The 25,260-nt window shown below is 52.5% G+C and carries 20 protein-coding genes; 10 read left to right on the top strand and 10 right to left on the bottom strand.

Going from position 1 to position 25,260, the window contains the following annotated elements; translation table 11 throughout:
* The first annotated feature begins 47 nt into the window (after window positions 1-47).
* The 4 genes from HF324_RS26945 (at window position 48) to HF324_RS26930 (ending at window position 5,584) form a co-directional block, all read left to right on the top strand.
* On the top strand, window positions 48-995 hold the full coding sequence (locus HF324_RS26945; protein WP_168806131.1) for a YheT family hydrolase: 948 nt from the start codon (window positions 48-50) through the stop codon (window positions 993-995).
* A 56-nt stretch (window positions 996-1,051) separates the two neighbouring features.
* Window positions 1,052-2,152 carry a FecR domain-containing protein gene (locus HF324_RS26940; protein WP_168806129.1) on the top strand — a complete coding sequence of 367 codons (1,101 nt, stop codon included), beginning with the start codon at window positions 1,052-1,054 and terminating at the stop codon, window positions 2,150-2,152.
* Between the two features lie 145 nt (window positions 2,153-2,297).
* Window positions 2,298-4,967 (top strand): GH116 family glycosyl-hydrolase, encoded by a 2,670-nt coding sequence (locus HF324_RS26935; RefSeq protein ID WP_168861292.1) that lies wholly within the window; start codon window positions 2,298-2,300, stop codon window positions 4,965-4,967.
* A 41-nt stretch (window positions 4,968-5,008) separates the two neighbouring features.
* The gene (locus HF324_RS26930) at window positions 5,009-5,584 is read left to right on the top strand and encodes a DUF1543 domain-containing protein (RefSeq protein WP_168806125.1); all 576 of its coding nucleotides are present in this window, start codon (window positions 5,009-5,011) and stop codon (window positions 5,582-5,584) included.
* Between the two features lie 147 nt (window positions 5,585-5,731).
* Here HF324_RS26930 and HF324_RS26925 read toward each other — a convergent pair whose 3' ends face one another.
* On the bottom strand, window positions 5,732-5,917 hold the full coding sequence (locus tag HF324_RS26925) for a hypothetical protein (RefSeq protein WP_168806123.1): 186 nt from the start codon (window positions 5,915-5,917) through the stop codon (window positions 5,732-5,734).
* A gap of 110 nt (window positions 5,918-6,027) precedes the next feature.
* On the opposite strand from HF324_RS26925, the gene HF324_RS26920 reads away from it, so the two are divergent.
* Complete coding sequence (locus HF324_RS26920; RefSeq protein ID WP_168806121.1) at window positions 6,028-7,182, top strand: TlpA disulfide reductase family protein; 1,155 nt, start codon at window positions 6,028-6,030, stop codon at window positions 7,180-7,182.
* Window positions 7,183-7,187: 5 nt separating this feature from the next.
* On the opposite strand, the gene HF324_RS26915 is transcribed toward HF324_RS26920, so the two are convergent.
* From HF324_RS26915 to HF324_RS26905, 3 genes are all read right to left on the bottom strand, one after another.
* Entirely contained in the window at window positions 7,188-8,450 is a 1,263-nt protein-coding gene (locus HF324_RS26915; protein WP_168861291.1) for an acetyl-CoA C-acetyltransferase, read from the bottom strand.
* A gap of 50 nt (window positions 8,451-8,500) precedes the next feature.
* On the bottom strand, window positions 8,501-9,469 hold the full coding sequence (locus HF324_RS26910; protein ID WP_246269300.1) for a 2-hydroxyacid dehydrogenase: 969 nt from the start codon (window positions 9,467-9,469) through the stop codon (window positions 8,501-8,503).
* Between the two features lie 119 nt (window positions 9,470-9,588).
* The gene (locus HF324_RS26905; RefSeq protein WP_168861290.1) at window positions 9,589-12,084 is read right to left on the bottom strand and encodes a cation-translocating P-type ATPase; all 2,496 of its coding nucleotides are present in this window, start codon (window positions 12,082-12,084) and stop codon (window positions 9,589-9,591) included.
* 242 nt (window positions 12,085-12,326) lie between these two features.
* Between HF324_RS26905 and HF324_RS26900 the strand changes: the two genes are divergently transcribed.
* Window positions 12,327-13,778 carry an ArnT family glycosyltransferase gene (locus HF324_RS26900; RefSeq protein WP_168861289.1) on the top strand — a complete coding sequence of 484 codons (1,452 nt, stop codon included), beginning with the start codon at window positions 12,327-12,329 and terminating at the stop codon, window positions 13,776-13,778.
* Here the strand turns inward: HF324_RS26900 and HF324_RS26895 are convergent, their stop codons facing one another.
* Window positions 13,779-14,156, bottom strand: coding sequence for a hypothetical protein (locus HF324_RS26895; protein WP_168806113.1), 378 nt, complete (start codon window positions 14,154-14,156; stop codon window positions 13,779-13,781). It abuts the gene before it with no gap.
* Window positions 14,157-14,359: 203 nt separating this feature from the next.
* Here HF324_RS26895 and HF324_RS26890 point away from each other — a divergent pair, with 203 nt between their 5' ends.
* The gene (locus HF324_RS26890) at window positions 14,360-15,049 is read left to right on the top strand and encodes a hypothetical protein (RefSeq protein WP_168806111.1); all 690 of its coding nucleotides are present in this window, start codon (window positions 14,360-14,362) and stop codon (window positions 15,047-15,049) included.
* Between the two features lie 15 nt (window positions 15,050-15,064).
* Window positions 15,065-15,451, top strand: a complete 387-nt coding sequence (locus tag HF324_RS26885) for a hypothetical protein (protein WP_168806109.1) — start codon at window positions 15,065-15,067, stop codon at window positions 15,449-15,451.
* A 278-nt stretch (window positions 15,452-15,729) separates the two neighbouring features.
* On the opposite strand, the gene HF324_RS26880 is transcribed toward HF324_RS26885, so the two are convergent.
* From HF324_RS26880 to HF324_RS26865, 4 genes are all read right to left on the bottom strand, one after another.
* Window positions 15,730-16,788, bottom strand: coding sequence for a response regulator (locus HF324_RS26880; protein ID WP_168806107.1), 1,059 nt, complete (start codon window positions 16,786-16,788; stop codon window positions 15,730-15,732).
* 6 nt (window positions 16,789-16,794) lie between these two features.
* Window positions 16,795-18,321, bottom strand: a complete 1,527-nt coding sequence (locus tag HF324_RS26875; RefSeq protein ID WP_193114969.1) for a sensor histidine kinase — start codon at window positions 18,319-18,321, stop codon at window positions 16,795-16,797.
* Window positions 18,322-18,630: 309 nt separating this feature from the next.
* On the bottom strand, window positions 18,631-19,344 hold the full coding sequence (locus HF324_RS26870) for a pirin family protein (protein WP_168861287.1): 714 nt from the start codon (window positions 19,342-19,344) through the stop codon (window positions 18,631-18,633).
* A 121-nt stretch (window positions 19,345-19,465) separates the two neighbouring features.
* Window positions 19,466-20,419, bottom strand: coding sequence for a YiiG family protein (locus tag HF324_RS26865; protein WP_168806101.1), 954 nt, complete (start codon window positions 20,417-20,419; stop codon window positions 19,466-19,468).
* A 177-nt stretch (window positions 20,420-20,596) separates the two neighbouring features.
* Here HF324_RS26865 and HF324_RS26860 point away from each other — a divergent pair, with 177 nt between their 5' ends.
* Window positions 20,597-22,714, top strand: coding sequence for a catalase (locus tag HF324_RS26860; RefSeq protein WP_168861286.1), 2,118 nt, complete (start codon window positions 20,597-20,599; stop codon window positions 22,712-22,714).
* 143 nt (window positions 22,715-22,857) lie between these two features.
* Window positions 22,858-24,399, top strand: coding sequence for a sulfatase (locus HF324_RS26855; protein WP_168861285.1), 1,542 nt, complete (start codon window positions 22,858-22,860; stop codon window positions 24,397-24,399).
* 227 nt (window positions 24,400-24,626) lie between these two features.
* Here the strand turns inward: HF324_RS26855 and HF324_RS26850 are convergent, their stop codons facing one another.
* A complete protein-coding gene (locus HF324_RS26850; RefSeq protein ID WP_168806095.1) occupies window positions 24,627-25,046 on the bottom strand; it encodes a DUF4890 domain-containing protein in 420 nt (139 codons plus the stop codon).
* Window positions 25,047-25,260 lie beyond the last annotated feature (214 nt).

Genomic DNA, 25,260 nt, shown 5'->3' with positions numbered 1-25,260 from the left:
TCACCGGCAATTTACTGTTTATCTTTGTGTCCTGATATAAAGCAACTATGGAGTACGCGGCGCCATTTCTCTTACGCAACCGGCATATGCAGACGATCTATCCTTCCCTCTTCCGGAAGATCAGACCGGCTGCCTATCAGCGGCGCCGTATCACCACGCCGGACGGCGATTTCCTCGACCTCGATTTCAGCGAACAGGGAAAAGACCGGGTAGTGGTGATCCTGCATGGCCTCGAAGGCAACGCCAGCCGTAAGTATGTGCTGGGCATGGTGCATATTTTTAATGAAGCCGGTTTTGATACCGTATCCATGAATTTCAGGGGATGCAGCGGAGAACCCAATAAGCTACTGCGATTTTACCACAGCGGGGAAACGGACGACCTGCAAACCGTGATATCTTACCTGGTATCACTGAAAAAATATACGGCGATCCACCTGGTAGGTTTCTCCCTCGGCGGTAATGTAACGCTGAAGTATATCGGTGAGCGGGGAACAGCTATTGAGCCGCTGATCAGGTCTGCAGTGGCCATCTCTGTACCCTGCGATCTGAAAGGGAGTTCCGCTGAACTGGAAAAGAAACACAACACCATTTACATGCAACGTTTCATCCGCGATCTGAAAGAGAAGCTGCGGCTGAAACAATTGCAATACCCGGACGGCATCAGCCTGGAAGGCTTTCAGCATATCCGTACCTTCCGCCAGTTCGACGACCGCTATACCGGCCCTATGCACGGTTTCCGCGATGCGATCGATTACTGGCAACAATGCAGTTCCCTGTATGTATTAGACCGGATCAGTATTCCCACGCTGCTGATCAACGCTAAAGACGACCCTTTCCTCAGCCCCGCCTGTTACCCGTACGAAATAGCGCGCCACAGCGATACTTTTTTCCTGGAAACACCGTTTAATGGTGGCCATGTAGGCTTCGTGACTTTCAACGAACCTTACTACTGGTCAGAGCAACGGGCGCTCGCCTTTTTCCGGGAACATGCATAACACCATGGACGAAGAAATGCGCCGCAGGTGTTTATTTTTTCTTATTTTGATGTTTAATGGCCACCAACAGTAGTGATCAAATACGGATGTTGTTCGAAGAGCACCGTAACGGGACCCTCTCCGATCCTGCCGCACAGCAGCTGAAACAGTTGCTGGACAATGACCCCCTTGCCCGCGATACGTGGGACGCCCTGCAGCAACAGGCTGTCCGGGAAACGGCTCCCAACAGGCCTCCGCGCCGTCTCGCCGGTCAGTGGTTCGCCTGGGCCGCTACGGCCCTGTTACTGATGGTCGCAGCCGGCAGCTATTTTATTTATCATACCCATCGGCATCACGACGGCACTTTTCCCGCCAGGACGCGCGAATTTGTACCGGTGAAAAATGCGGTGCAGCTGCTGGTGCCCGGCCGTGCTTCACTGGCGCTCACCGGCGACAGTTCTTTCCAGATATGGCAGGTGGGACAGGTGCAGCTGCGCAACGATTCCACCGGACTGCATTACGGCGGCCCTGCCAAAGGGTACGGACTTAATACCCTGCTGGTGCCTCCAGGCGCAGACTACCGCATCACCCTGTCGGACGGAACACAAATCTGGCTCAACTGCGCCTCCAAGCTGCGTTTCCCTTTCAGCTTCCCCGACAATAAACGCGAGGTGTACCTCGAAGGCGAAGCCTGGTTTATAGTGGCTGCCAATCCGGACCAACCTTTTGAAGTGCATACGCCCAATACCTCCATTACGGTACTGGGCACTGCTTTTAATGTCAACGGCTACGACGATGAACGTGTGCGGGTGTCGCTCGTGGAAGGCGCGCTGACCGTGAAAGGCGCTTCCGATGAAGTAACGCTGAAGCCAGGCATGGAATGCGTGTATGGCGATTACAACGGTATCCGCACCGCCCCCTTCGATACCGCCACCATCCGCGGATGGATGAAAGGAGAAGGGTATGCTATCAGCAACCAGAAACTACGCGACCTCAAACCTATCCTCGAACGCTGGTTTGCGGTACAGGTGATTTTTGATAAACCGGAAATCGCTCACGTGGCCGTTACCGGCCCGCTGGAGAAAAACAAGCTGCCCGCTTTCCTGCAGGCGGTGGAGGCTTCCGGCCATCTCCGTTATTATTTTATGGGGAATGAATTACATTTTACGCTGCCTTAAAAATGCCGGTGTTTATTTTTTGCGTAAAAACATCCTCTGACAAGTTTAGGCATGCGGTTATCCCACCGTCCGTCCCCTGGCCGCATATTTGGAAAATATTCCTTCCTGATTTTATTATCTTTCTGCTCTTGACCAATTGATCTCTATGGGACTTGCACGCAGAAATTTTCTGAAAAATATCGGGCTGGCGATGGCCGGAACTATGATGGTAAGGATACCGGCGCTGGGCCGGGCAGTGGCACCGGGCGGCGACCTGCTGCTGGCGGGGCAGCCGGATGCCGCATGGCTGGCGTCTTTATACGACCGCGGCCAGGCCACTACTTACCTGAAAAGCAGGAACGAACTGCAATACATCGGCATGCCCGTAGGCGGTATCCTCTGCGGTACCGTATACCTCGGTGGCGACGGCAGGTTGTGGCTGTGGGATATTTTTAACCGAAACCAGGAAGGGATAGAGCCAAAGGAGGTGGACTGGAAAGAGGCTGTACTCGGACAGGCGAAGAAAGTCCGCTCCCGCGACGGCGCCTGTTATATCCAGCCCTCCAAAGATATCCGTCCGCTGGAACAGGGCTTGGCGCTAAAGCTCACGATCGGAAAAGAAACCATTGTCCGCCCGCTGGACGAAGCTAACTGGCCGGAAATAGCCTTTGAGGCTACCTATCCCATGGCCACTATCCGTTATATAGACCCTGCGCTGCCGGTGGAACTCACGCTGGAGGCGTTTTCTCCTTTTATTCCCCTGAATGAAGACGATTCGGGGCTGCCGGTCACCCTGTTATCCTTCCATATCCATAATAAGGGCAAGGTACCTGTGGAAGCTGCTTTGCTGGGATGGCTGGAAAACAAGGCCGGTATCGATCATGCAAAGGAAGAGCTGCATGAACGGGTGAATACCCCTGCCGGCGGAAAAGGGTGGAAAGGCGTTTTGTCTGCCGTACGTGCTAAAGACGCTGCCAATGCAGCATGGCAGCAAAGTCCGGACAACGGTAGTCTCTGCCTGGCGGCATTTGACGATAAGGCGACTGTCACCACGCAGCTGGAGCTGCCGCTGACCGAAGCTTCGTTTAGCCGGTCCCGTCAGGAAACCGCTGTACATCGTGTCGGCGAAAAACTGATCGGCGGCGTTGCGGTAAAACATCGCCTGCTACCGGGTAAGGATATACGTACCGACTTTGCCATCAGCTGGTATTTCCCGAATCTCTCTTTTAAAGATATACAAGGCAAAGGGCGTTATTATGCCAATCACTTTGCCGATGCCGCCGCTGTAGCAGGTTATGTGCGGGAACATCACGCGCGGCTCACGCACGACAGCCGGTTGTGGAAAACTACCTGGTACGACGCTTCGTTGCCCTGGTGGTTGATGGAGCGCACTTTCGTGAATATTTCCACACTGGCCACCACCACCGCACACCGTTTTCAGTCGGGCCGCTTTTACGCCTGGGAGGGCGTGGGCGCCTGCGAAGGCACCTGCACCCACGTATGGCAGTATGCGCAGGCAGTAGGCAGGATATTCCCGGCGCTGGAGCGCGACACGCGGCAGCGGGTGGACCTGGGCATCGGCATGCAGCCCGATGGCGGCATCCTGTTCCGCGGCGAGGCGGAAAAACGTCCTGCTATCGACGGACAGGCGGGCACCGTGCTGCGTATCTACCGTGAACACCAGATGACCACAGATGACCGTTTCCTGCGGCACAACTGGCCGCAGATCAAAAAAGCCACGCAATTTATCATCCGGCAGGACCGCAACGGCGACGGGCTGGAAGATACGCCCATGGAGAACACGCTGGACGCCATCTGGGACGGCGAAATCGCCTGGATAGCGGGATTGTGTATCGCCGCCGTGCAGGCCGGTGCATTGATGGCCGCGGAAGCAGGGGATACCGCTTTTGCAGCTATCTGTAAGGATTATGTGGAAAAAGGCCGCCGGAATATGGAGACACAATTGTATAACGGAGAATACTTTATTCACCAGCCAGACAAAATAAAAGGCCGTTCAGTGATCGGCAGTTACAATACCTGTCACATCGACCAGGTGTACGGCCAGAGCTGGGCGTTTCAGGTAGGTATGGACAGGGTGCTGGATAAAGAAAAAACATTATCCGCGCTGCGCGCTTTGTGGAAGTATAATTTTATGGAAGACGTAGGGCCATACCTGGCCACCCATCCGGGCGGCCGCCCATACGCCCTGCCGGGCGAAGGAGGGATGATCCTGAACACCAATCCTTACAGGGAGGAATTTCCGTTTGGCGTGAAAGACGCGTGGCAGCTGGGATATTTCAACGAGTGCATGAGCGGTTTTGAGCACCAGGTGGCGTCTCATATGATGGCGGAAGGTATGACCACGGAAGCGCTTACACTAACAAAAGCGGTACATGACCGTTACCATGCCGCCAAACGCAACCCTTTCAACGAAATTGAGTGCAGCGACCACTACGCCCGCGCCATGGCCAGTTACGGTACCTTTATCACCGCCTGTGGATTCGCGTATCACGGTCCGCATCGATATATCCGCTTCGCACCGGCGATGCAAAAAGAAAACTTCAAAGCGCCTTTTGTGACGGCAGAAGGGTGGGGCACCTATACACAGCTACAACAGCATGGCCGCGGAGATTACCGGCTGGCGCTGAAGCATGGCCAACTATCCTTACTGACCTGTTGTTTTGAACAAAGCCATCCGGCTGCCGTGGTGGTGAAAGCCGGCGCACGGCAATTGCCGGCCACATTCACGCACGAAAACGGTCGGGTAACGGTTACGCTGAAACAGGCAGTCACCCTGCATGCGGGAGAGACGCTGCAGGTCACCATGACTTCATGAACAGGAATTGTGTAGTTTTGCGTTTCGTTAAACCCAGGTAAATGGAACCTTTGAAATTATATATGTTATTGCTGGGATGCACCATCCCCGGCCGTCATACTGAACAACATGATGTCTTTTTCGGCATTGCGCGTAAACTGAGCGACCTGATACCGGATATGAAAGCTTTCTGGCCTGAAGCCGGCGACAAGCTGCATGTAGACGCCTGGAGGGAGGTGAACAATGTCGGCAATTACCAGATCACCGTGGTTTCCCGTGAGGAAACAGTGGACAATGCAGAGCAGCTGTATTTCCTGAACCTTGGCGGCTATAAACCGGGAGAGATGGAAGAGTATCATTACAAAATGCTGCGCGTCAGCAAAGACATCGGCGCCGCTATCCGGGAAGCGAAAGAGACAGCTTTCTACCAGCATAATACCTTTACCTCTCCGGGATCACCCGCCGCTACTTCTCACGTGGACGATAAATACGGTGTGGATGTAGACGATATCGTTCCGGTGAAAGATATTCTGCCGGCCTCCGTGAGGACTCAATATCAACTGAAAATAACACAGATCTCAACTCCGGCGCCCGAAGACGAACTGCATCTGGGGTACTTCCAGCTTCACAAATTATAATTACGAATTACGAATTACGAATTACGAATTACGAATTACGAATTACGAATTACGAATTACGAATTACGAATTTCCTTACAGACAGGTTACTTAAGTAACCGCTTTATAAAAGGACCCTCAATTCGTAATTCGTAATTCGTAATTGTTTCAGGAGTTGTCGTCCGGATCTTCCCTGTCTTCCTGGTCTTCCTGGTCTTGCTGCCCGGGTTGGCTGGGCTGGTTAATATTGTAGTTATCGGTTGTTTCGGTCTGCTGGAATTCACCGGTTTCTTCGCGTTGGGTATGGTGCTCGTTATTATCGGGCTGACCGGCCGGTTTGTGTTCTTTTGCCATACACATATTTTTAGGGAAATGGCCACAAAGACTACGCCATTGGGATGAGCGGTAAATCGAATTCCGCTCTTTTTTTATACTTTTCCGGTCACAACCAACCATTAACACTGATGAAAAAAGTTTTTCTTGTATGCGCTGCCATGGCAGGCATGACCCACCTGTATGCACAAAAGGCCGGGGTAACTATTACTGGTAAAATACCGTCTGTTTTCAATAATGAGTACATCTATCTGCTGAAGGGCAGGGGTACTGCGCTCGATTCCGCCAAAGTGGAAAAAGGCGCTTTTACCCTGAAATATGCGTTGACAGACACTATTCAGGCTGCCTTACGGGTCACGAAAAAAGAAGACGGCAAGTCTTATTATGGCACCAGGAACGTATTCCTGAAGCCCGGCGACAAGGTATCGCTGACGGTAAAAGATACCAGCGGCGGTAACCTGCTGGCGAAAGGAGTGCTGAAAGGTGCTTCACTCTCTTTGCAACAGGAGCAACTGCAAAAAGAACTGAAGGAGGTAACCGGCGAAATGGATGCGCTGCGTTCCAGATACATGCAGCAGATGCAGGCCGTACAGAGTGGCAAGGCCCAAAGGGACACTGCTGCCGAAATGGCCATGGGCAATAAAATGAGCGAGCTGTGGAAACAACAGGAGGGCATTACCAATGCTTTCATTAACGCTCACCCGGATTATTATGTGAGCCTGGTAGAATTCAAGGAAAGCCTGGGTGGTCGTGTAAAAGACGTGCCTGCTACACAGGAGCGTTTCAATAAATTTACGCCGGCATTGCGTCAGTCTTCGCTGGGATTGTCTGTACAGGAGTTGCTGAAAGCGTCTGCCAAACTGAGCGTTAACCAGCCTGCTCCTGATTTTGCTTCCACTACGCCGGACGGCAAGACATTAAAGTTGTCTGACCTGAAAGGCAAATATGTGCTGCTTGATTTCTGGGCCAGCTGGTGCGGTCCCTGCCGTGCAGAAAATCCGAATGTGGTGAAAGCTTTCCAGCAGTATAAAGACAAAAACTTTACCGTGCTGGGCGTATCACTGGACCGCGAAGGCGCGCACGATAAGTGGACAGAAGCTATTGAGAAAGACGGCCTGGCATGGTACCATGTGAGCGACCTGAAATGGTGGAAGGCAGATGCGGCGGCGCTGTATATGATCCGTTCCATTCCGCAGAATTTCCTGATTGATCCTAACGGAAAAATCATTGCTTCCAACCTGCGTGGCGAAGCGCTGCAGGAGGAACTGGCGAGACTGCTGAAATAGTATTTTTACCGCTCCAGGATCGCGGTAACGCCCATGCCACCAGCGGTGCAGATGGATACCAAAGCCCTGCCCCCGCCGCGTTCCTGGAGTATTTTAGCCGTTTGTGCCACAATCCTGGCGCCCGTGGCGGCAAAAGGGTGACCGATGGCCACGCTGCCGCCTTTCGTGTTTAGTTTGTTACGGTCTATACTTCCCAGCGGGGCGTCCAGTCCCAGCTTTTTACAGTAAGCGGCGTCTTCCCAGGCTTTGAGGGTACAGAGTACCTGGCCGCAGAAAGCTTCATGAATTTCATATACATCGAAATCCTGCAGGCGCAGGTTGTTGCGTTGCAGCAGTCGCGCTACGGCATAGGTAGGCGCCATCAGCAGGCCTTCGCCGTGCACATAGTCCACCGCAGCGGTTTCCCCGTCTGTCAGGTAAGCTTGTACGGGCCACTGCCGGCGCTGTGCATATTCTTCGGAAGCCAGTAGCAGCGCGGCTGCGCCGTCGGTATAGATGGTGCTGTTGCCGGCGGTGAGCGAGCCTTTGCCGGTATGATCAAAAGCGGGTTTCAGTGTGGCTAATTTTTCAGGTGTGGTGTCCGGGCGGATGATGGTGTCGCGGCTCACGTTTTTAAAGGGGATGACCAGCCCTTCGAAGAAGCCGGCCATATAGGCGCGGGTAGCGTTCATATGACTGGTATACGCCAGCGCGTCCTGATCTTCCCGGCTGATGCCCCATTCCTGTACCATCTTTTCTGTGTGTTGTCCCATAGAGAGGCCGGTGCGCGGTTCTACAATGGAAGGATAGAGGGGCGACAGTTCGCGGAAACGGACGGAAGTGAGGATACGCAGCCTTTCTCCCAGTGTTTTAGCGCCTTTGAGGGCGGTGAGTTTCCAGGCTAACTGTTGTTGCAGCATCAGCGGAAGGTCGCTGTTGGTATCGCTTCCGCCGGCGATACCGGTTTCTATCTGTCCGGCAGCGATGCGCAGGCCCAGTTGTATGGCAGCATCGAGGCTGGTACCGCAGGCGCGTTGTACATTGTATGCGGAGGTATGCGGATCGAGCACGGTGCCCAGCACACATTCCCGTGCGAAGTTCCATTCAGTGGAGCGGTTCAGCAGCGCGCCCAGCGCCACATCACCGATGCGTTGTCCTTCCAGCCGGTAGGTGCTCACCAGGGCGTGCAGGCAGGCGGTGAGCATCTCCTGGTTGGAGACCCGGTTGTATTCCCGGAAAGATTTGACAAAGGGAATCCGTTTCCCGCCGATAATGGCCACTTTTCTCATAAAAGCGCATTTATTTAAAGGTACTTAAAATGAAAGAAGCGGCCATGCTGTCAGAGGCTGGTGACGGGATTGGGCAGCGGATCTCCTTTGAATGCGGCCAGTATGTTTTTGGCAGCCATGGCGGACATGGCGTTACGGGTTTCCACGGTGGCAGAGCCAATATGTGGCAATACCGCCACAGTCGGCATATTGAGCAAAGGGTTGTCGGGCTGCATCGGTTCCGGATTGGTGACATCCAGCCCGGCGCCCCAGATAACGCCCTGTTGCAGTGCCGCAATCAGGTCTGTTTCGTTGTGGATGGCTCCCCTGGCGGTATTGATGAAAATAGCCGAAGGCTTCATCTGTTCAAAAACAGCTTTGTTGAACACGCCGGTGGTTTCCGGTGTCAGCGCGGTATGTACGGTGAGCACATCGCTCTGGGCCAGCAGTTCCCCGAAAGAAACCCTGACGGCGCCCAGCTCCTGTTCAGCGGCTTCGTTGCGGCCACGGTTGTGGTAGATCACTTTCATGTTAAAAGCGCTGACGCAACGTTTGGCCATCACATGACCGATATTGCCCAGCCCCCAGATACCGAGCGTTTTTCCTTCCAGGTCAACGCCCAGATTGGCGGTAGGTTCGGAGAAATTCCATTCTCCGCGAAGGATACGCCGGTAGTGGAAAAAGGCTTTACGCGCCACAGACATCATCAGCAGGAAAGCAGTATCAGCGGTGGCGGCGCTTAATACGCCCGGCGTGTTGGTCACCGGTACCCGCAGTTCGTTGGCCGCGGCCACATCTACCTTGTCATATCCGACAGACAACAGCGCTATTACTTTCAGGTGGCGGCACTGCTCCAGGAAAGCGCGGTCTATGTGGTTGTCGCTGGCCAGCAGCAACGCATCGTATTGCTGGCACTGTGCAATCAGCTCTGCTGCAGAAAGTCCCCGTTTCTCTGTCCATTGGGTTACGCTGATGCCTGCATGTTGTAATAGTTCCAGTCCATCCGGCGGGATGACTCTTGTCGCAAAAACCCTCATCATATTTATTGATTTTCGATTTTTTGATTTCGTGATTTTTTGATTTCGTGGAAAGAAGTAATGGATTGGGTCATACTAAACTCAAATCCCCAAATCCCCAAATCCCTAAATCCCTAAATCCCTTAATCCCTTAATCGTTTGCTCCATTTCCATATCTCAAACCACCATACAGATACCGCGCCAACGCCGGCACATATGAGCAGAGAGCGTATATCCAGTGCCGTGATATGGAAGAAGCCCGACACCGCTGGAATATAAAGCATCGCTGCCAGCAGCACCAGCGTAATCAGGATAACGCCTACCATCAGCTTGTTGCGATTGCGCATGCTGGCTATAAATGAATAATAGAAAGAGCGGTTCACCTGTGTGAGGAATACATTGGCAAGTACCAGCGTCGTAAATACCATGCTGCGGACATAGGTTTCATCGTGGCCCTGTGACAGGCTGTACCGGTAAACGCCCAGTACGCCGGCGGTGATAGCGAGTCCCTGCAGCAGGCTGATGATCATTTCCCTGAAAGACAGGAACGTTTGTCCGATAGGGCGTGGCGGCAGCCGCATGGCGTTGGGTTCCATCGGTTCGTTTTCATACACGATAGAACATGTAGGGCCCATGATCAGCTCAAGGAAAATGACGTGTACCGGCGTGAAAATATTCGGGTACTTCCATCCGAGGAACAGCGGCAGTGATACGGTGAGAATAATGGGGATATGAATGGAGATAATGTACTGTACTGCTTTTTTGATGTTGGTATAGATCCTCCGGCCAACGGCCACTGCATCTACCATGCCGGAGAGGTCGTCGTTCACGAGGATCAGGGCGGCGGCCTGTTTGGCGATCTCGGTACCTTTCTGGCCCATGGCGATGCCGATGTGGGCGGCTTTCAGGGCGGGACCGTCGTTGACGCCGTCGCCGGTCATGGCCACTACCTGGCTGTCTGCCTTGAGTGCGTTGATGGCGGCCAGTTTGGCTTCGGGGAACATGCGGGTGAAGATGTTCACACGCAGCAGTGTGGCCTGCATGTCGGGAAGGGACTGTTGCATGAGGGCATCGCCGTCGATCGCTTCTCCTGCGTGCCGCAGGCCGGCCTGGGCAGCGATGGCTTTGGTGGTGGCGCTGTTATCGCCGGTGATGATTTTGATATCGATACCGGCCTCATAAAACTGTTGGAAGACCTGGCCGATATTGGCTTTTGGAGGATCATAAAAAGCCACCAGTCCCACGAAACTGAAGGGCAGGTCCTGTTGTTGCGCCGGGTAGTCTGTTCCTTTGAAGTTGGAGGTAGCTACGCCCAGCAGGCGATATCCTTTTTCCGCCAGTTGGCTGACCTGTTGCTCTACCTTGTTTTTTTCTGCCTCCGGCAGATGGCAAACGCGGAGGATTGCTTCCGGCGCTCCTTTGGCGGCGATGATCCGCTGACCGTCGTTCGTTTCAAACACGTGCGTCATCATGGGCGGTTTGCCTTCCAGCGGGTATTCATGTACCATGTGGTACTGCGGGCGTTCATCCGTTGCCGTAGTCTGCGCATACAGCTGGTGCAGCGTCTTCTCCATCGGATCAAACGGTACCGGTTCGCTGGCCCACATGGCGGCGCGGATAACGGCGGCCGGCCACTGCCCGTTTTCATACAGCGTTTGATCGGCCGCGTTATAGGCCGACTGCAGGCTCATTCTGTTTTCCGTGATGGTACCGGTTTTATCGGTGCAGATGACGGTAGCGCTGCCCAGCGCTTCCACCGTGCGTATTTTTTTGACGATGATGCCCAGCTGCATCAGCCGCCGGGAGCCAAGCGCCATAAACGTTGTGAAGGCTACAGGTATCTCTTCCGGCAGGATGGACATGGCGAGGGTGAGCCCTTTGAGCAGGCTGTCGGTCAGGCTGCGGCTCTGTATAAAATTGTACAGCCATACGGCGAGGAATACGCCGATGCCGATGATGGCCATCCCTTTTACAAACTGCTCTATCTGTTGCTGCAGCGGCGTAGGTTCCTCCCGGATGTCCAGGATAGCCTTGCCCAGCTGTCCTATTTTGGTCTGGTCGCCGATCTGTTCCACGCGGCAGATGGCCAGGCCGGATACCACGACCGTCCCGCTGTAGACGTAGGGGGCTTCGCTGCCGGCGTCCTTGAAAACGGCGAAGGCTTCGCCCGTGAGGGCTGATTCGTTGACAGAGAAATCGTTGCTGTGCACAATCACGCCGTCGGCATTGATGGTATTGCCTTCCGACACCACCAGCATGTCGCCGGTGACGATATCGGCGGTGGGGATGGATTGCAGCGTACCGTTGCGGATCACCTTACTCAGCGGCTCGTTCATTTTTTCCAGCGCTTCCAGCGCCTTACGGCTACGGCTGTCCTGGTAAAAAGAAATGCCGGATACCACGGCGATGGCGGCCAGCATAAAATAGGCTTCGCCCCATTCGCCGAGTACAAAGTAAATGGCTGTAACGGCAATCAGCAACATCAGCATTGGCTCCTGCAGTATCTCTTTCAGCAGGGCCAGCACCGGGTTAATGGAAGGTTCCGGCGGAATGTTCCGGCCGTGCTCCTCCCGGGAGGCAGCTACTGCTGCATCATCGAGGCCGGTGATATTTTCCGGTAAATTGATTTTTACTGCCATACGCCGGGTTTTTTGTTGATACTGCCGTTGAAAACCGCCACAGTTTGCATCAGGATGGGAAAATAATAACGCGTCTAATATAACAAATAATGACGGGGCACAGGCAAAAGTGTTATCTTCCCGTCGGAAACATGTCCGGAATGGTTCTTGTGGGCTTCATCAACTAACTGTCATCACAACTCATGCGGAAACCGGGTCCGAGTAATCTATTTATCAGATATATCTCTGCAAATAAGTGGTTGGTGGCTGCCATCTGTGTAGTTACCGTATTAAGACTTTCTTTTATTGGCGCGATGGGGCTGATGCCGCAGGATGCTTACTATTTCTTTTATGGTCAGCACCTGGCGTTGTCCTACTTTGATCATCCGCCCGCTATAGCCTATACGCTGCGGCTTTTCACGGATGTATTGGGCAGGCATGCCTGGGTGATCAAGCTGGCCGATACGGTGGTGACTATCGGCACATTGCTGGCTTTTTACCGGTTGTCCACTTTTTTCCTGTCGCGGCACCGTGCTTCCCGCGCCCTGCTGTTGCTGTATTCCACACTGATGATCACGTTGCTGTCGCTGGTGTCTACGCCGGACGTGCCGCTGCTGTTGTGGTGGGGCATTTCGCTCATTGCGTTGTACAAAGCGGTGTTTGAAGGCAGCCGGATGGCCTGGGTGTGGACGGGCATAGCAATGGGGCTGGCGTTTGACAGCAAGTACACCGGTATCATATTGCCGGCGGGCACTATCCTGTTTTTGTTATTGTCTGCCCCTCACCGGCGCTACCTCTGGTCGCCGTGGCTGTTGCTGGCCGTTGCGTTTTTCCTGCTGACTGTTTCTCCTGTGGTGATCTGGAATGTGGAAAACCAGTTTGCCTCTTTCCGTTTTCAGTCATCCGGAAGAGTAGGCGGTATGGAGCTGCATCCGCTGGATTTCTTTGGCGTCATCGGGCATCAGGCTGCGATACTGATACCGGTGTTGCTGGGCGCGTTGTTCTATTATCTGTACAGGGCTTTTGGCCGTTACCGGCGGAGGGCGTGGCGTGTGCCGGCGAAGCAGCTGTTCCTGCTCTGTTTTTTCCTGCCGCCGTTTTTGGGTTTTATGCTGATCTCTCCCGTTTACTGGGTGAAGCTGAACTGGATGATGCCGGCGTATATCACGGGAATTATCTGGGTGAGCGCCTGGATGGGCATGAAATATATCCGTTGGCAGTGGATCGTTTCCATGGTGGTGCATCTGGCGCTGGCGGTAGAGATTTTGTTTTATCCCGTGCCTATTCATTCAGATGATACCATGATAGGCTGGGAAGGCCTGGGGAAAGCGGCGCGGGAGATACGTGCGCAGTACCCGGATGATTTTATTTTTTCTGCCGATGATTATAAAACGAGCGCCATGCTCAATTTCTATCTTCCCGGGATGGTCTATTCCAGGAATGTTATCGGGGAGAATGCGCTTCAATTCGATTATATCGGTACAGATCTGAGCAGGCTGGAAGGCAGGAATGCCATCTTTATCAATTCCCTGACAGACGTGAAGGATGACAAGGACGAGCAGGCGTATGTAAATGAGCTGCAGCCTTATTTTGCTGAACTGGAGCCGCTGCCGCCTATTATTGTGAAACTGCATGGCAGGGTAGTCCGTAAATTCCTGGTGTACCGTTGTTTTGGCTATCGGCCGCCTCAGCCCTCCGAAGCGGGCCGGAAATAGCTACAGGCCGAGGTCTTTCCTTACCAGGGGAACATTATTTTCCGCAGTGCTGATCAGGATATTAATACTGTCATTGGTGGCGTTGTCCCATACGCCGCAGTGTTTGATCTGGTCAAAGCAGGGCTGCAGGTAATCCATGCCGAGGCTTTTAAAAGACGTCGCAACCTTATGCGTCTGGTGTTTGAGGGCTTCAAGGTCTTTATCCACTGCGAGTTGCCGGCAGTCGTTCACATAATCCAGGAGTGCGTCGAGATACATGGAGGCGATTTCCTTCAGGAATTTATAATCACCGGCGCTGACGAGCAGCAGGTACTGAAAGGAGTAGGCCGGGGTGGTCACATTGGCCAGTTGCCGGAGCTTTTCCGCAGAATTACGCATAAGAAGCTGCTTTAGGGGTTTTGTAAACAGATCTGTACCATTAAGTTACGACAATCAGCCGGATTTCGGTGACGATGGTCACCGGTCGCGTTGATGACAATCATTCCCTGTTGCCATGATTATCATTGTTCAGGGTTGGGGGTGGAGGTATCTTTGTGTTGTCGGGAATATTTAATGTTTTTCTTTTTTTAATATGAACGCATATGTTTACCGGTTTCTTTTCCTCATCCCTGCAGCGGAGATTTTGTGAAGGCTTTCTTTTTTATCCGATCAGAAGGCTGCGGCAATACGGAGGATACATCTTCAAACAGTATAAATCAAAGTCAGGCATCAAAACGCTGCTGGAAAACCAGCGACAGATATTTGACTATAATGGTTACTATGCGTCGGAACTGGCCCGGCAGCTGAAAGATACGGCGTTGCCGCAGGCAGCAAAGCTTTCCCGGAAACTGGAAGCGTTGTATGTGGCCAGCAGGCAGGAGATGCAACACAATGCGGTAGGCTTTATGGAGTTCAACGAGGTGATCATCAGCTATTACCGGGAGTTGAGCACTTACCAGGTGGTGGTGCTGGAGAGCCTGGAGAAAGAAATGAAACCGGCTATCCGTATCAAAGCAGATGATGCGGCTTTACAGTCCTTTAGGCCTGACTATCACGGCAACGTGCGGGACGTCATGAAGGCTTTTATCAAAGAGAGTAACAGGACCGCCGGATATTTACAGAAATGTATTGACGGTGACAGTAATATTTATGATATTTGTGCAGATCGAAAAATGCAGGACCTGGTCAACAGCATCAAGGAAATGACGCTGATACAGCGTGGAATGGTTACCTTGCTGCAACACTGGGAAGACCAGCAAAGGCTGAATGGTCTGCAGGTGTATTATAATTAGCAGCACTTACTTACTATGAACAACCGGGAAGAAATCAGGGGAAAGAATCTGCAGGACCAGCAGATATGCAGAGGGTGGCTAAGTATTCTGGAAGGACTAAGAAAAGAGAACACGGCACTGTTGGACAGGCTGACTGCCTCCCTGCGCCATGTTAATTCCCGGGAATTCCTGGACCAGGCGGAAGCCTTTCAGGAAAAGATGATCAGCAAAAACGAGTCTTTAAAGTTATTGCGGCATGAAGTGATGGAGCAGCTGGACTGGCTGGACATTGTGCCACAGCCCAGGGAAGAGGCCCCGCACGACTGGCCGGTGCTCACGCAGGATATGCGAAAGATGCAGGAAGAATTTGAGAAAATGAAAGCGGCGTTCAATAACCTGCTGCGCAACTGGCAATTAGAGTAGAGATACCTGAATGATTGATAAATGAGAAGGAAAATCGTGTAAAAGATGTAATGTGAATGTGCGGATGAAAGTGTAGCAAGACCGAGGGAACGACAGTGTGGATGAAAAGATTGTGTAAGTGGATGTGGGGATGGTTTGTGAATGGATGGGAATGTGAAAGTGCTATGCAGAGAGATGGTGGGTTTGAAATTGTGGGGAATGTGAAAGTGACGATGTGTGGAGATCATTTTTTGTCCCCCGGGCCGGCAGGCCCGGGGCAAAAAGTGTTTTAAGCCGGATCAGTTGCGCATCGCGGCGATTTTTTCTTTTTCTTTCAGCACGATGGTGCCATCGCGTAAAGTAATCAGTTGTTCATCCCTGAAATCCCCGAGGGTACGTATCAGCGACTCCTTGGCCACTCCGGCCACCGCAGCCAGGTTCTCCCGGCTGATATCAATTTCAAATTGCGGTTTATTGGTGGTGTTGTACTTATGGTCCAGCGTGATCAGGGCGGAAGCTACTTTTTTACGCAGGGAACTATAGGCCAGCGCAATCAGCTGCTGTTCTTTTTCCGCAATGTTTTTAGCCAGCAGCTGAACAAAGCGGCTCAGCACTTCCGGGTTGTTATTCACCAGTTCTTCGAAATCCTGGTGCGGAATAATGGCCAGCACAGTATCTTCGATGGCTTCTGCGCTTTCCTGGTAGGCGCCCGCTTCCAGTAAAGCCGTGTACCCCAGAAAATCCCCCTGGTTATACAACCCGGTGATCAGTTCCTTCCCATCATCATTGCGCTGATAGGTTTTTACCTTGCCTTCCATAATATAATAGAGGCTTTCCGGCCTGTTGCCCGCAGCGTATATCTGTTGTTTCTTTTTATAATGATTGGTATTCCGGTCTTCTTTGAGGGAGGCCAGCAGGTCTTTTCCGGAAGTATTGGACAGCAGCGTGTGCAATCCGCTGATGCCTGAAGTTTCCGGCTGCCGTATTTCTGCACATCTGCGGAGACGGCTTTCTATGGCGCTGAGCAGTTCAGCGCCTTCAAACGGTTTGGTGATGTAATCGTCGGCGCCCATTTCCATGCCTTTCCGGACGTCGGTGCGTTCTGTTTTGGCGGTGAGGAAAATAAACGGGATGGGCCGGAGGCTTTCATTCTTATGCAACATATGCAGTACGCCGTAGCCGTCGAGCACGGGCATCATGATATCGCATACGATGAGGTCGGGCTGTTGTTCGAGGGCTATCGTCACACCCTCTTTGCCGTTGGAGGCCGTCAATACATGGTAGTTGGCCAGTTCAAGAATCTCCGACAGGTTATCGCGGATATCTTTATTGTCTTCGATCAGCAGGATTTTTTCCAAGATATGTCAGGTTTTGGGGGTGGGAATATGAACGATGAATTCGGTGCCTTTGTCCGGTTCACTGTGGCAGGTGATCTGTCCTTTCATCAGTTCCGTGTACTTGGCCACAATATGCAGGCCGAGCCCGGTGCCCTGGATGTTTTCGACATTGCTGCCGCGGAAAAATCTTTCAAACAGGTGCTGTTGGTCTTCCGGTTTGATACCGATGCCGCAATCCTTTACCGACACGGTCAGCCGGTAAGGGGTAGCTAACGTGCGTACATAAACGGTACCCTCGTCAGGAGAAAATTTTAATGCGTTGGATACAAGGTTGGTCAGTATATGGCGCAGCAGGCTACCGTCGAACCAACTTTCGGCCGGGCCGTCGTGGCTGTATACCACCTGTTGCCTGGCGCGTTTCAGCCCTTCGGCTTCCGCCAGTATTTTTTCAACATGCTTGCGCGTATCGGTCAGCGCCGGCCGTACCTGTATCTTGCCTTCCTCGATTTTTCCGAGCGACAGGAAATCGTTCAGGATATCGGTAAGCAGGTGCACGGCAGAAGCGATTTTCCGGATATGCGCCAGCCGTTTGGGTTGGTCTTCCGTGGTGGTATATTTTTCCAGCAGGTAGGTAGATGACAATACGGTGCTGAGCGGTGTACGGAACTCATGAGAAGCGATAGACACGAAGCGGGATTTCAGCACGTTCAGCTCTTTTTCTTTGTCCAGCGCCTGCCGCAGCTCCGCTTCCGACTTCCGCCTGGCAGAGATGTCGAGGCCAATGGCGATGTAACCGGTGATCTGCTGACTTTCATCCCGTATAGCCGATACCGTTAATGCTACGGGAAAACGGCTACCGTCTTTGCGGATGTAGCTCCATTCGGATTCATTGGGCAGGTTGAGCCGCGCTTTGGCCGTCAGGGCGTCAAATCCGGGCTCCACCACCTGCTGCAGCTCTTCCGAAAGTTTGGCGGCGCGGTGCTCCAGTTCTTCAAAGTCGTGAAACTGTACCAGCGAGCCGGTATCCGTCACTTCGCGGGCAGGGTACCCCAGCATTTTTACCGCTGCAGGGTTAAAGAACCGGATATGCCCCATCGGTTCGGTCACAATCAGGATAGCGTCTAAGTTGGTCCAGATGCTGTTGAGGAAATTGCTGACCCGCCGGTAAGCCGATTCTTTGCCGGCCATAATGTGTGCTTCCAGCTGTTGCGCATCCTGCGCCCGCTTCAGAGCGTCGGCAGTTTGCTGTTGTGCGGAAAGATCGGTGATGAAACAGACCTGGTAGTGCTGATCGTCCTGCAGGTAAGAGGTGCAGGTCACTTTTACCGGGATGACCTGCCCGTTTTTACAACGCAACCACGACCGGATATCCCCCGCCAGCAGGCTGTCTGCCGGTTTTTCCTGCACTTCTTCCGCAGTGTGGCCACTCCATTCCAGGAAACATGGATTAGCCGCCTTTATCAGGCCGGCCCCGTCTACCAGGAGTATGCCCTGGGTAGCATGATTGAAGAGCAGCTCAAAACCTGGCATATGTGCCGTGCTTATGATGGTCATGGGTCTGAAAAGGGTCTGTTATAAAAATAAGGAATCCATGGTTATAAAAATACAGGTCGTTCGATTTCAGACTATCTCTTTGCGTAACCAGACAAAGGTACTTTAATTTTAATTAGTAAGATTTTCATTTTGATGTTGTTGTGAGATTGATCTGTGAGGCGGCTTGCTTACAGCTTCCGTTTTCCATGGTGGATATTTGCTGCCGGCGGTATAATAGCGTTGCCGGTTGCCATGGTTACGGTAAGTTTCCATGCGTGCAGGCCGCAATGACAATCCGGTAAAATGTCTGTGGGGGAATAACAGATGGGGCTATTTCTGATTGATGGGTGTTTCTATGATCAGAAACTCGGTCTCTTCGCCATGTTGCAGGCTGATTTCACTCGCTTCCCAGATACCCATGGCGTCGCGGGGATGCAGCACCTGGTTGTTCACTTTCAGGGTACCTTCTATCAGGAAGATGAACAGGCATTTATTGACCGGATGGAGGGTATAGGGTACAGAGCCGGGCAGATCGTAGTAGCCGAGGGAAAGCCGGGCGTTCTGGTTGATCCAGCAATGCTCCAGGCCTTCCTCTGCGGAAACGATGGTGGTAAGCCGGTTTTTTCTGTTATTACGGGGAAAACTTCTTTGCTGGTAGCGGGGGGTAATATTCTGTAGTTTAGGTTGTATCCATATCTGGAGGAAATTCACATCGCCTTCCCCCACATTGTATTCTTCATGTCTTAACCCCTCCCCGGCGCTCATGATCTGTACGCCGCCGGCTTCTATTTTAGTGCTGTAACCAAGGGTGTCTTTATGGTTCATCTTACCTTTCAGCAGCACAGAAATGATCTCCATGTTCACATGCGGATGGATACCGAAACCTTTTCCGGCGGTCACGAAATCATCGTTAAACGCCACCAGCGTACCAAAAGCACTGCGCATAGGGTGGTAGTAGTCGCTGAAGCTGAAGAAGAAATTGCTTTTCAGCCATCCGATATCTTTTACGCCTCTTTCTCCGGCAGGGAAGTATTGTGTTTTCATAGTCGGTCGGATTGGTTTTTTTCACGCAGAGAAAACGTAAGAAGCGCAAAGAATCCAAGGCTTTTTATAATATTTATAAGTGCTTTGTTTCTTTGCGCTTCTTTAAATGCTTTGCGAGCAATTAGCTATTGAAAGAATTGTAACTGCTGATCAGGTTGTCATAGCTGCTACCCAGTGATTCTACCTGGTATTCATCTATTTTGCCTTTTTCAGCGCTGTCACGCATTATTTTTTTGGCAGTGATCAGGAAGTCGTTCACCCGGTCATAGAAAGATTTATAGTAGCCGTCTTTACGTTCCTTTTTAGCGTTGTCCAGGTTCAGCTGGCTGTGTTCGGCCTGGGCTTTTTCCAGCGCAGCATAAGCGGCTTCTGCTTTTTGTTTGATAGCGTTGTAATCGCCTTCGCTGCTTTCTGCCAGTTCCACAAAATCGCGTACAGATTTCAGGTCCGCTTTCATGGCGAGGATGTAATCTTTCAGCGGGCTTTCTTTCAGTACAATGGCTTCGCTGGCGTCAGCGATTTCATTGACTTTCTTCATCAGCACCGCTTTGTCTGTCATCAGCTGCTGGGTGGTGGAACGGATAGAGTCCACCAGCGCAAAGCCCAGAGCGCTTTTATCGTCTTTGTAGTTTTCTGCTTTCAGGTAGTCGCTCAGTTTTTTGTACTGCTCCTGCAGTTTTTTGAAGCTGGCGGTGTAGGCAGGTACTTTTTCCTTGAAAAATTTTTTATCGTCGCTGCTCAGCTCATCTACCGGCTCTTCCGGTTTTACTTTGTTCATGGATCTTGACATGTCGAAGTAGGAAGGGGTAATGATGCCAATAAAAGCGAAACGGTCGGAGGGGTTTTTCAGCCCTTTTTCAATTCTGTCTGTGTTCTCGGCCACCCGGGTGATATAGCTGTTTTGTTTGTTGGCCATATCAATCAGCAGGTTGGTGTATTCAATAACATGACTGGCTTTTTCTACGGAGTTATTCTCGTAGGCAGCGGGGCCCTTCGCGCCTTTGCTGTTGTCACATGATACGGATACAGAGAGCATAGCCACGCTCATGGCTGCGTAAAGGAACTTTTTGTTCATAGTGAAATGGTGATTATTGGATTAAACAAATGACCGGGGTAATTTGATTGAAATAATGCCGCAAATATAATATTTAATATTCCTAATAACAATCGGCAGGGTTCAGGCTGTTATCTCCGGTATAAAATCTGTGGCGGAAGGAGGGAAGTGTTTCTCACCTTTTAAACCCGGATAACCATGGCAAAGAAAAAGAATGAACTTCCCAATAAGAAGGCAGAACAGCTGGCGCCGCACACAGAAGACGGGGCTGACCAGTTCCTGACCACCGATCAGGGCGTTCGCATTAACGATAACCAGAACACCCTGAAAGCGGGAGAAAGAGGCCCTTCCCTCCTGGAAGATTTTATCATGAGGGAAAAAATTACCCATTTTGATCATGAGCGGATACCTGAACGCATTGTACATGCCCGCGGCGCCGGCGCCCACGGCTACTTCCAGGTGTATGCCTCCATGGCGGAACACACCAGGGCCGGGTTTCTTTGCGACCCCGGCCGGCGTACCCCGGTATTTGTAAGGTTCTCCACAGTGGCCGGTTCCCGAGGGTCAACCGACCTGGCCCGGGACGTAAGAGGCTTTGCGGTCAAGTTCTACACAGAGGAGGGTAATTACGACCTTGTGGGCAATAATATGCCGGTATTCTTCATCCAGGATGCCGTGAAGTTCCCCGATTTTGTACACGCTGTGAAGCCCGAGCCACATCATGAGATGCCGCAGGCGGCCTCCGCGCACGACACTTTCTGGGATTTTATCTCCATCATGCCGGAGTCTATGCATATGATCATGTGGGTCATGAGCGACCGCGCCATCCCCCGCAGCTACCGTATGATGGAAGGTTTCGGTGTACACACCTTCCGGTGGATCAACGCGGCGGGTAAGGGCTGTTTTGTCAAATTTCACTGGAAACCGCTGCTGGGAGTGCATTCTGTAGCCTGGGAAGAGGCACAGCAGATCTCCGGTAAAGACCCCGACTTCCACCGGCGGGACCTGTGGAACGCCATCGAGAGCGGTAACTTCCCTGAATTTGAGCTTGGCGTACAACTGATACCCGAAGAAGATGAACATAAATATCCTTTCGACCTGCTGGACCCTACCAAGATCATCCCCGAAGAGGTAGTGCCGGTGCAACGTATCGGGAAGATGGTGCTGGACCGTAACCCGGACAACTTTTTTGCGGAAACGGAACAGGTGGCCTTCCATCCGGGCCACCTGGTGCCGGGCATCGACTTCACCAACGACCCGCTGCTACAGGGACGATTGTTCTCCTATCTCGATACGCAGCTGTCGCGCCTCGGCAGCCCCAATTTTCACGAGATACCGATCAACCGGCCGGTGGCACCGGTACATAACAACCAGCGCGACGGGCACATGCGGCAAACCATCAATCGCGGCGGTACTGCCTATGAGCCTAATACCATCAGCGCCGGTTGCCCGTTCCAGGCGAAGATGGCGGACGGCGGCTTCCATTCGTACACAGAACGGATCGACGGACAGAAAATACGCGGCAGGAGCAAAAGTTTCTTCGATCATTTCAGCCAGGCTACCTTGTTCTACCGCAGCCAGTCGCCGGCGGAACAACGCCACCTTGTCAACGCGCTGCGTTTCGAGTTGGGGAAAGTAACGAACACGGATATACGGATCCGTATGGTGGGACTGTTATCCCAGGTAGACAAAGGGCTGGCCGCCGCCGTGGCGGCAGGACTCGGCGTTGCGGTGCCTGCGCAGCCGGAGCAGCCCATGAACAGGAGTATACCGGCGGACGGCGATCCGGCGCAGTATCAGCCGCACGCCGTGCAGCAGCCGGTGGAAAAATCGGCTGCCCTGAGTATGGAGCATACCGTAAAAGATACCATCAAAACCCGGCAGATCGCTTTTCTCGTCGCCGATGGGGTAGACTCTGGCGCTATCACCGCAATGAAGGACGCGCTGTTGAAGGCTGGCGCACAGGTGCAGTTGGTAGCGCCGCGGCTGGGCGCCATCAGAGCGGCCAGCGGCAGCAGCTTCGAGGCGGACCAGAGCCTGCTGACCGCAGCTTCCGTACTGTTCGACGCCGTTTATGTGCCGGGCGGCGCTGAGAGCGTAGCTACGCTGCAACAACATCCGGACGCGATCCGTTTTGTCAATGAAGCTTACCGTCATTGCAAGCCGGTAGCCGTTGCCGGCGAAGGGCTGCAGCTGCTCAAAGCAACCCGTGTGCCGCCGGAAGAAGCGTCCGGCGTAGTAATCAGCGGACAGGCAAAGGCGTTTATAGCGGCGATTGCACAACACCGGTTCTGGGAACGGGAGCTCGCAAAGTAGCAAAGTGAGCAAAGAGCGCAAAGATTTTTAAGATTAAATAAGAAAGCAAAGGAGGGGAGATCAAATTTGATCTCCCCTCCTTTGCTTTCCTGGTCTGTTTATTTTGTTCTTTGCGCTCTTTGCTCACTTTTTATCTTTGCGAGATGAAAACACTCCTCCTTGCCTGCACACTGACCGCCGCCGCCAGCGTCTCCGCCCAGTTCAAAGACCCGCGGCCGGCCAAACCGAAGCCTAATATTATCGTCTTCCTGGTAGACGATATGGGCTGGGAAGATACTTCTGTGCCTTTCTGGGACCAGCTGACAGACAAGAATAAACGCTTTCGCACGCCTAATATGGAGCGGCTGGCCAAAGAAGGCGTGAAGTTTACCAACGCCTATGCCACGCCGGTATGTACGCCATCGCGGGTAAGCATGATCACCGGCATGAATGCCGCGCATCATGGAGTGACCAACTGGACATCGCCGCATAAGGACGTCAATGCAGATGCACCGGACAATACGCTGGACAGCGCTCCCTGGAACCAGAATGGTTTCAGCCCGGTAAAAGGAATACCACATACCGTATATGCCACCCCGTTGCCCGCCCTGCTGAAAAGTACCGGTTATTATACCATCCATGCCGGTAAAGCACATTGGGGCGCGATGGGTACGCCCGGCGCCAACCCTTACAATATGGGCTTCCTGGTGAATATCGCCGGTCACGCCGCAGGGCATCCGCAGAGTTATTTATCGGAAGAAAACTACGGCAATATGCCGGGTAAGGCCACGGCGCAGGCAGTGCCGGACCTGGAAGAATATTACGGCACGGGCACCTTCCTCACGGAAGCGCTTACACGGGAAGCGCTGAAAGCGCTGGATGAACCGGTCAACCGGAAACAGCCTTTCTATCTCTACCTCGCGCATTATGCGGTACATGTGCCTTTGCAGGCAGATAAGCGCTACTATCAGCATTACCTGGACATCGGGATGGATGAAGCGGAAGCAAAATACGCTTCGCTGATAGAAGGCATGGACGCCAGTCTGGGTGAAGTGATGGACTATCTCTCCAACCGGAAAATAGCAGACAATACCATCATCCTTTTTATGAGCGATAACGGAGGGTTGAGCCTGGCGCCGCCCAGAGGAGGTGCGCCGCATACCCAGAACCTGCCTTTGCGCGCAGGTAAGGGGTCAGTGTATGAAGGCGGCATCCGGGAGCCAATGCTGGTGAAATGGCCAGGGGTGACGAAAGCGGGAAGCGTGGCGCACCAATATGTGATGGTCGAAGATTTTTTTCCTTCCATACTCGAGATGGCCGGTATACAGTTATATGACGCTGTTCAGACAATAGACGGAAAAAGTTTTGTGCCGATGCTGGAAGACCCGTCTGTAGCGGATTCGCTGCGGACGTTGGTATGGCATTATCCGAACAAATGGATACCGGACGGAGGACCGGGCATTAACTACAAAAGTGCGCTACGGCAGGGACGCTGGAAAGTAGTGTATGATCAGCAGCAGGGTACTGCTGAGTTGTATGACCTGGTAGCGGATATCGGTGAAAAGCGGGATCTGTCGGCCGTTTACCCCGATAAGGCACGGTCTCTGCTGACGTTGCTGTCACAACAGCTGCAGCGGTGGAATGCTCCGATGCCGGTATTGAAGGCGAGCGGAAAACCTTTGCCGTGGCCGGAAAATAAACGCTAACCTTGAGGAAAGTAACGGTCTTTTTTAAATCCCGGTGTTGTACCTTTGTGACTTGTTACTAACAGTGTAACAGTTGTAGGTTATATGGTGACTGGAATAATCTTATCCGAGTCTCGATAGAAGAGGCTATCCACTGATAACGGATAGCCTCTTTTATTTGCGTATTTTTTTATTTTGATATTTCGCTTACCGGGGTTGTATACCTATCTCCTCTGCCTCGGGTTCTCTTACTTGTTTTCTCCTGCGTCTTTTTCCTTTTTGTCTTTGTTATGATGTTGCGCATTCATGGCCTTGAGCTTAGCCTGCTGGTCCGGTGTCAGGATGGCCTGGAACTGTTGTTTGCGGTAAGCGGAAATTTCTTTTTTACCGGGGCCGTCTTTCTGGCCGGCAGCTTTCAGCGAGTCTTTGCGGCGGATACATTCTGTATTGACTGCCAGTATTTTTTTGTACTGGTCATCTGTCAGGTCCAGTTTTGTCTTCAGCTCGTCGGTGTATTGTGCAGCGCGTTGTTCCGGAGCGGCTTTAGGTGCTTTGGCGGGTTTGGCGGGCGCCTGCTGGACCGGAGCCGGGGCGGTGGCAGGAGCGTTCTGTGCGAAGGCCGGAGATACGGCCAGCATGACAGCGATAGCAGCAATTAACTTTTTCATGTGTTTTAAAGTTTTGTAGCCGGGATAATTCAATTTCCTTGCCATGTGATCAGAACCTTACCGGCGGCGACTTAAAATTTCCTTAAAACATAAAAAAGGGGAGCTGACTTCATCGGTCCTGCTCACCGGCATGATCTGCTGCTTTCCTCTTTTCTGTTTATTGGGTTTACAAGGCACCGCTCTGCCGTAAACATGTCATTTAACAGTGCAAAAA

It is taken from the genome of Chitinophaga oryzae (assembly GCF_012516375.2).
Taxonomy (GTDB): Bacteria; Bacteroidota; Bacteroidia; order Chitinophagales; family Chitinophagaceae; genus Chitinophaga; species Chitinophaga oryzae.
Note: the sequence above shows the minus strand (reverse complement) of the source record. Positions and strands in the feature narration are given on the sequence as shown.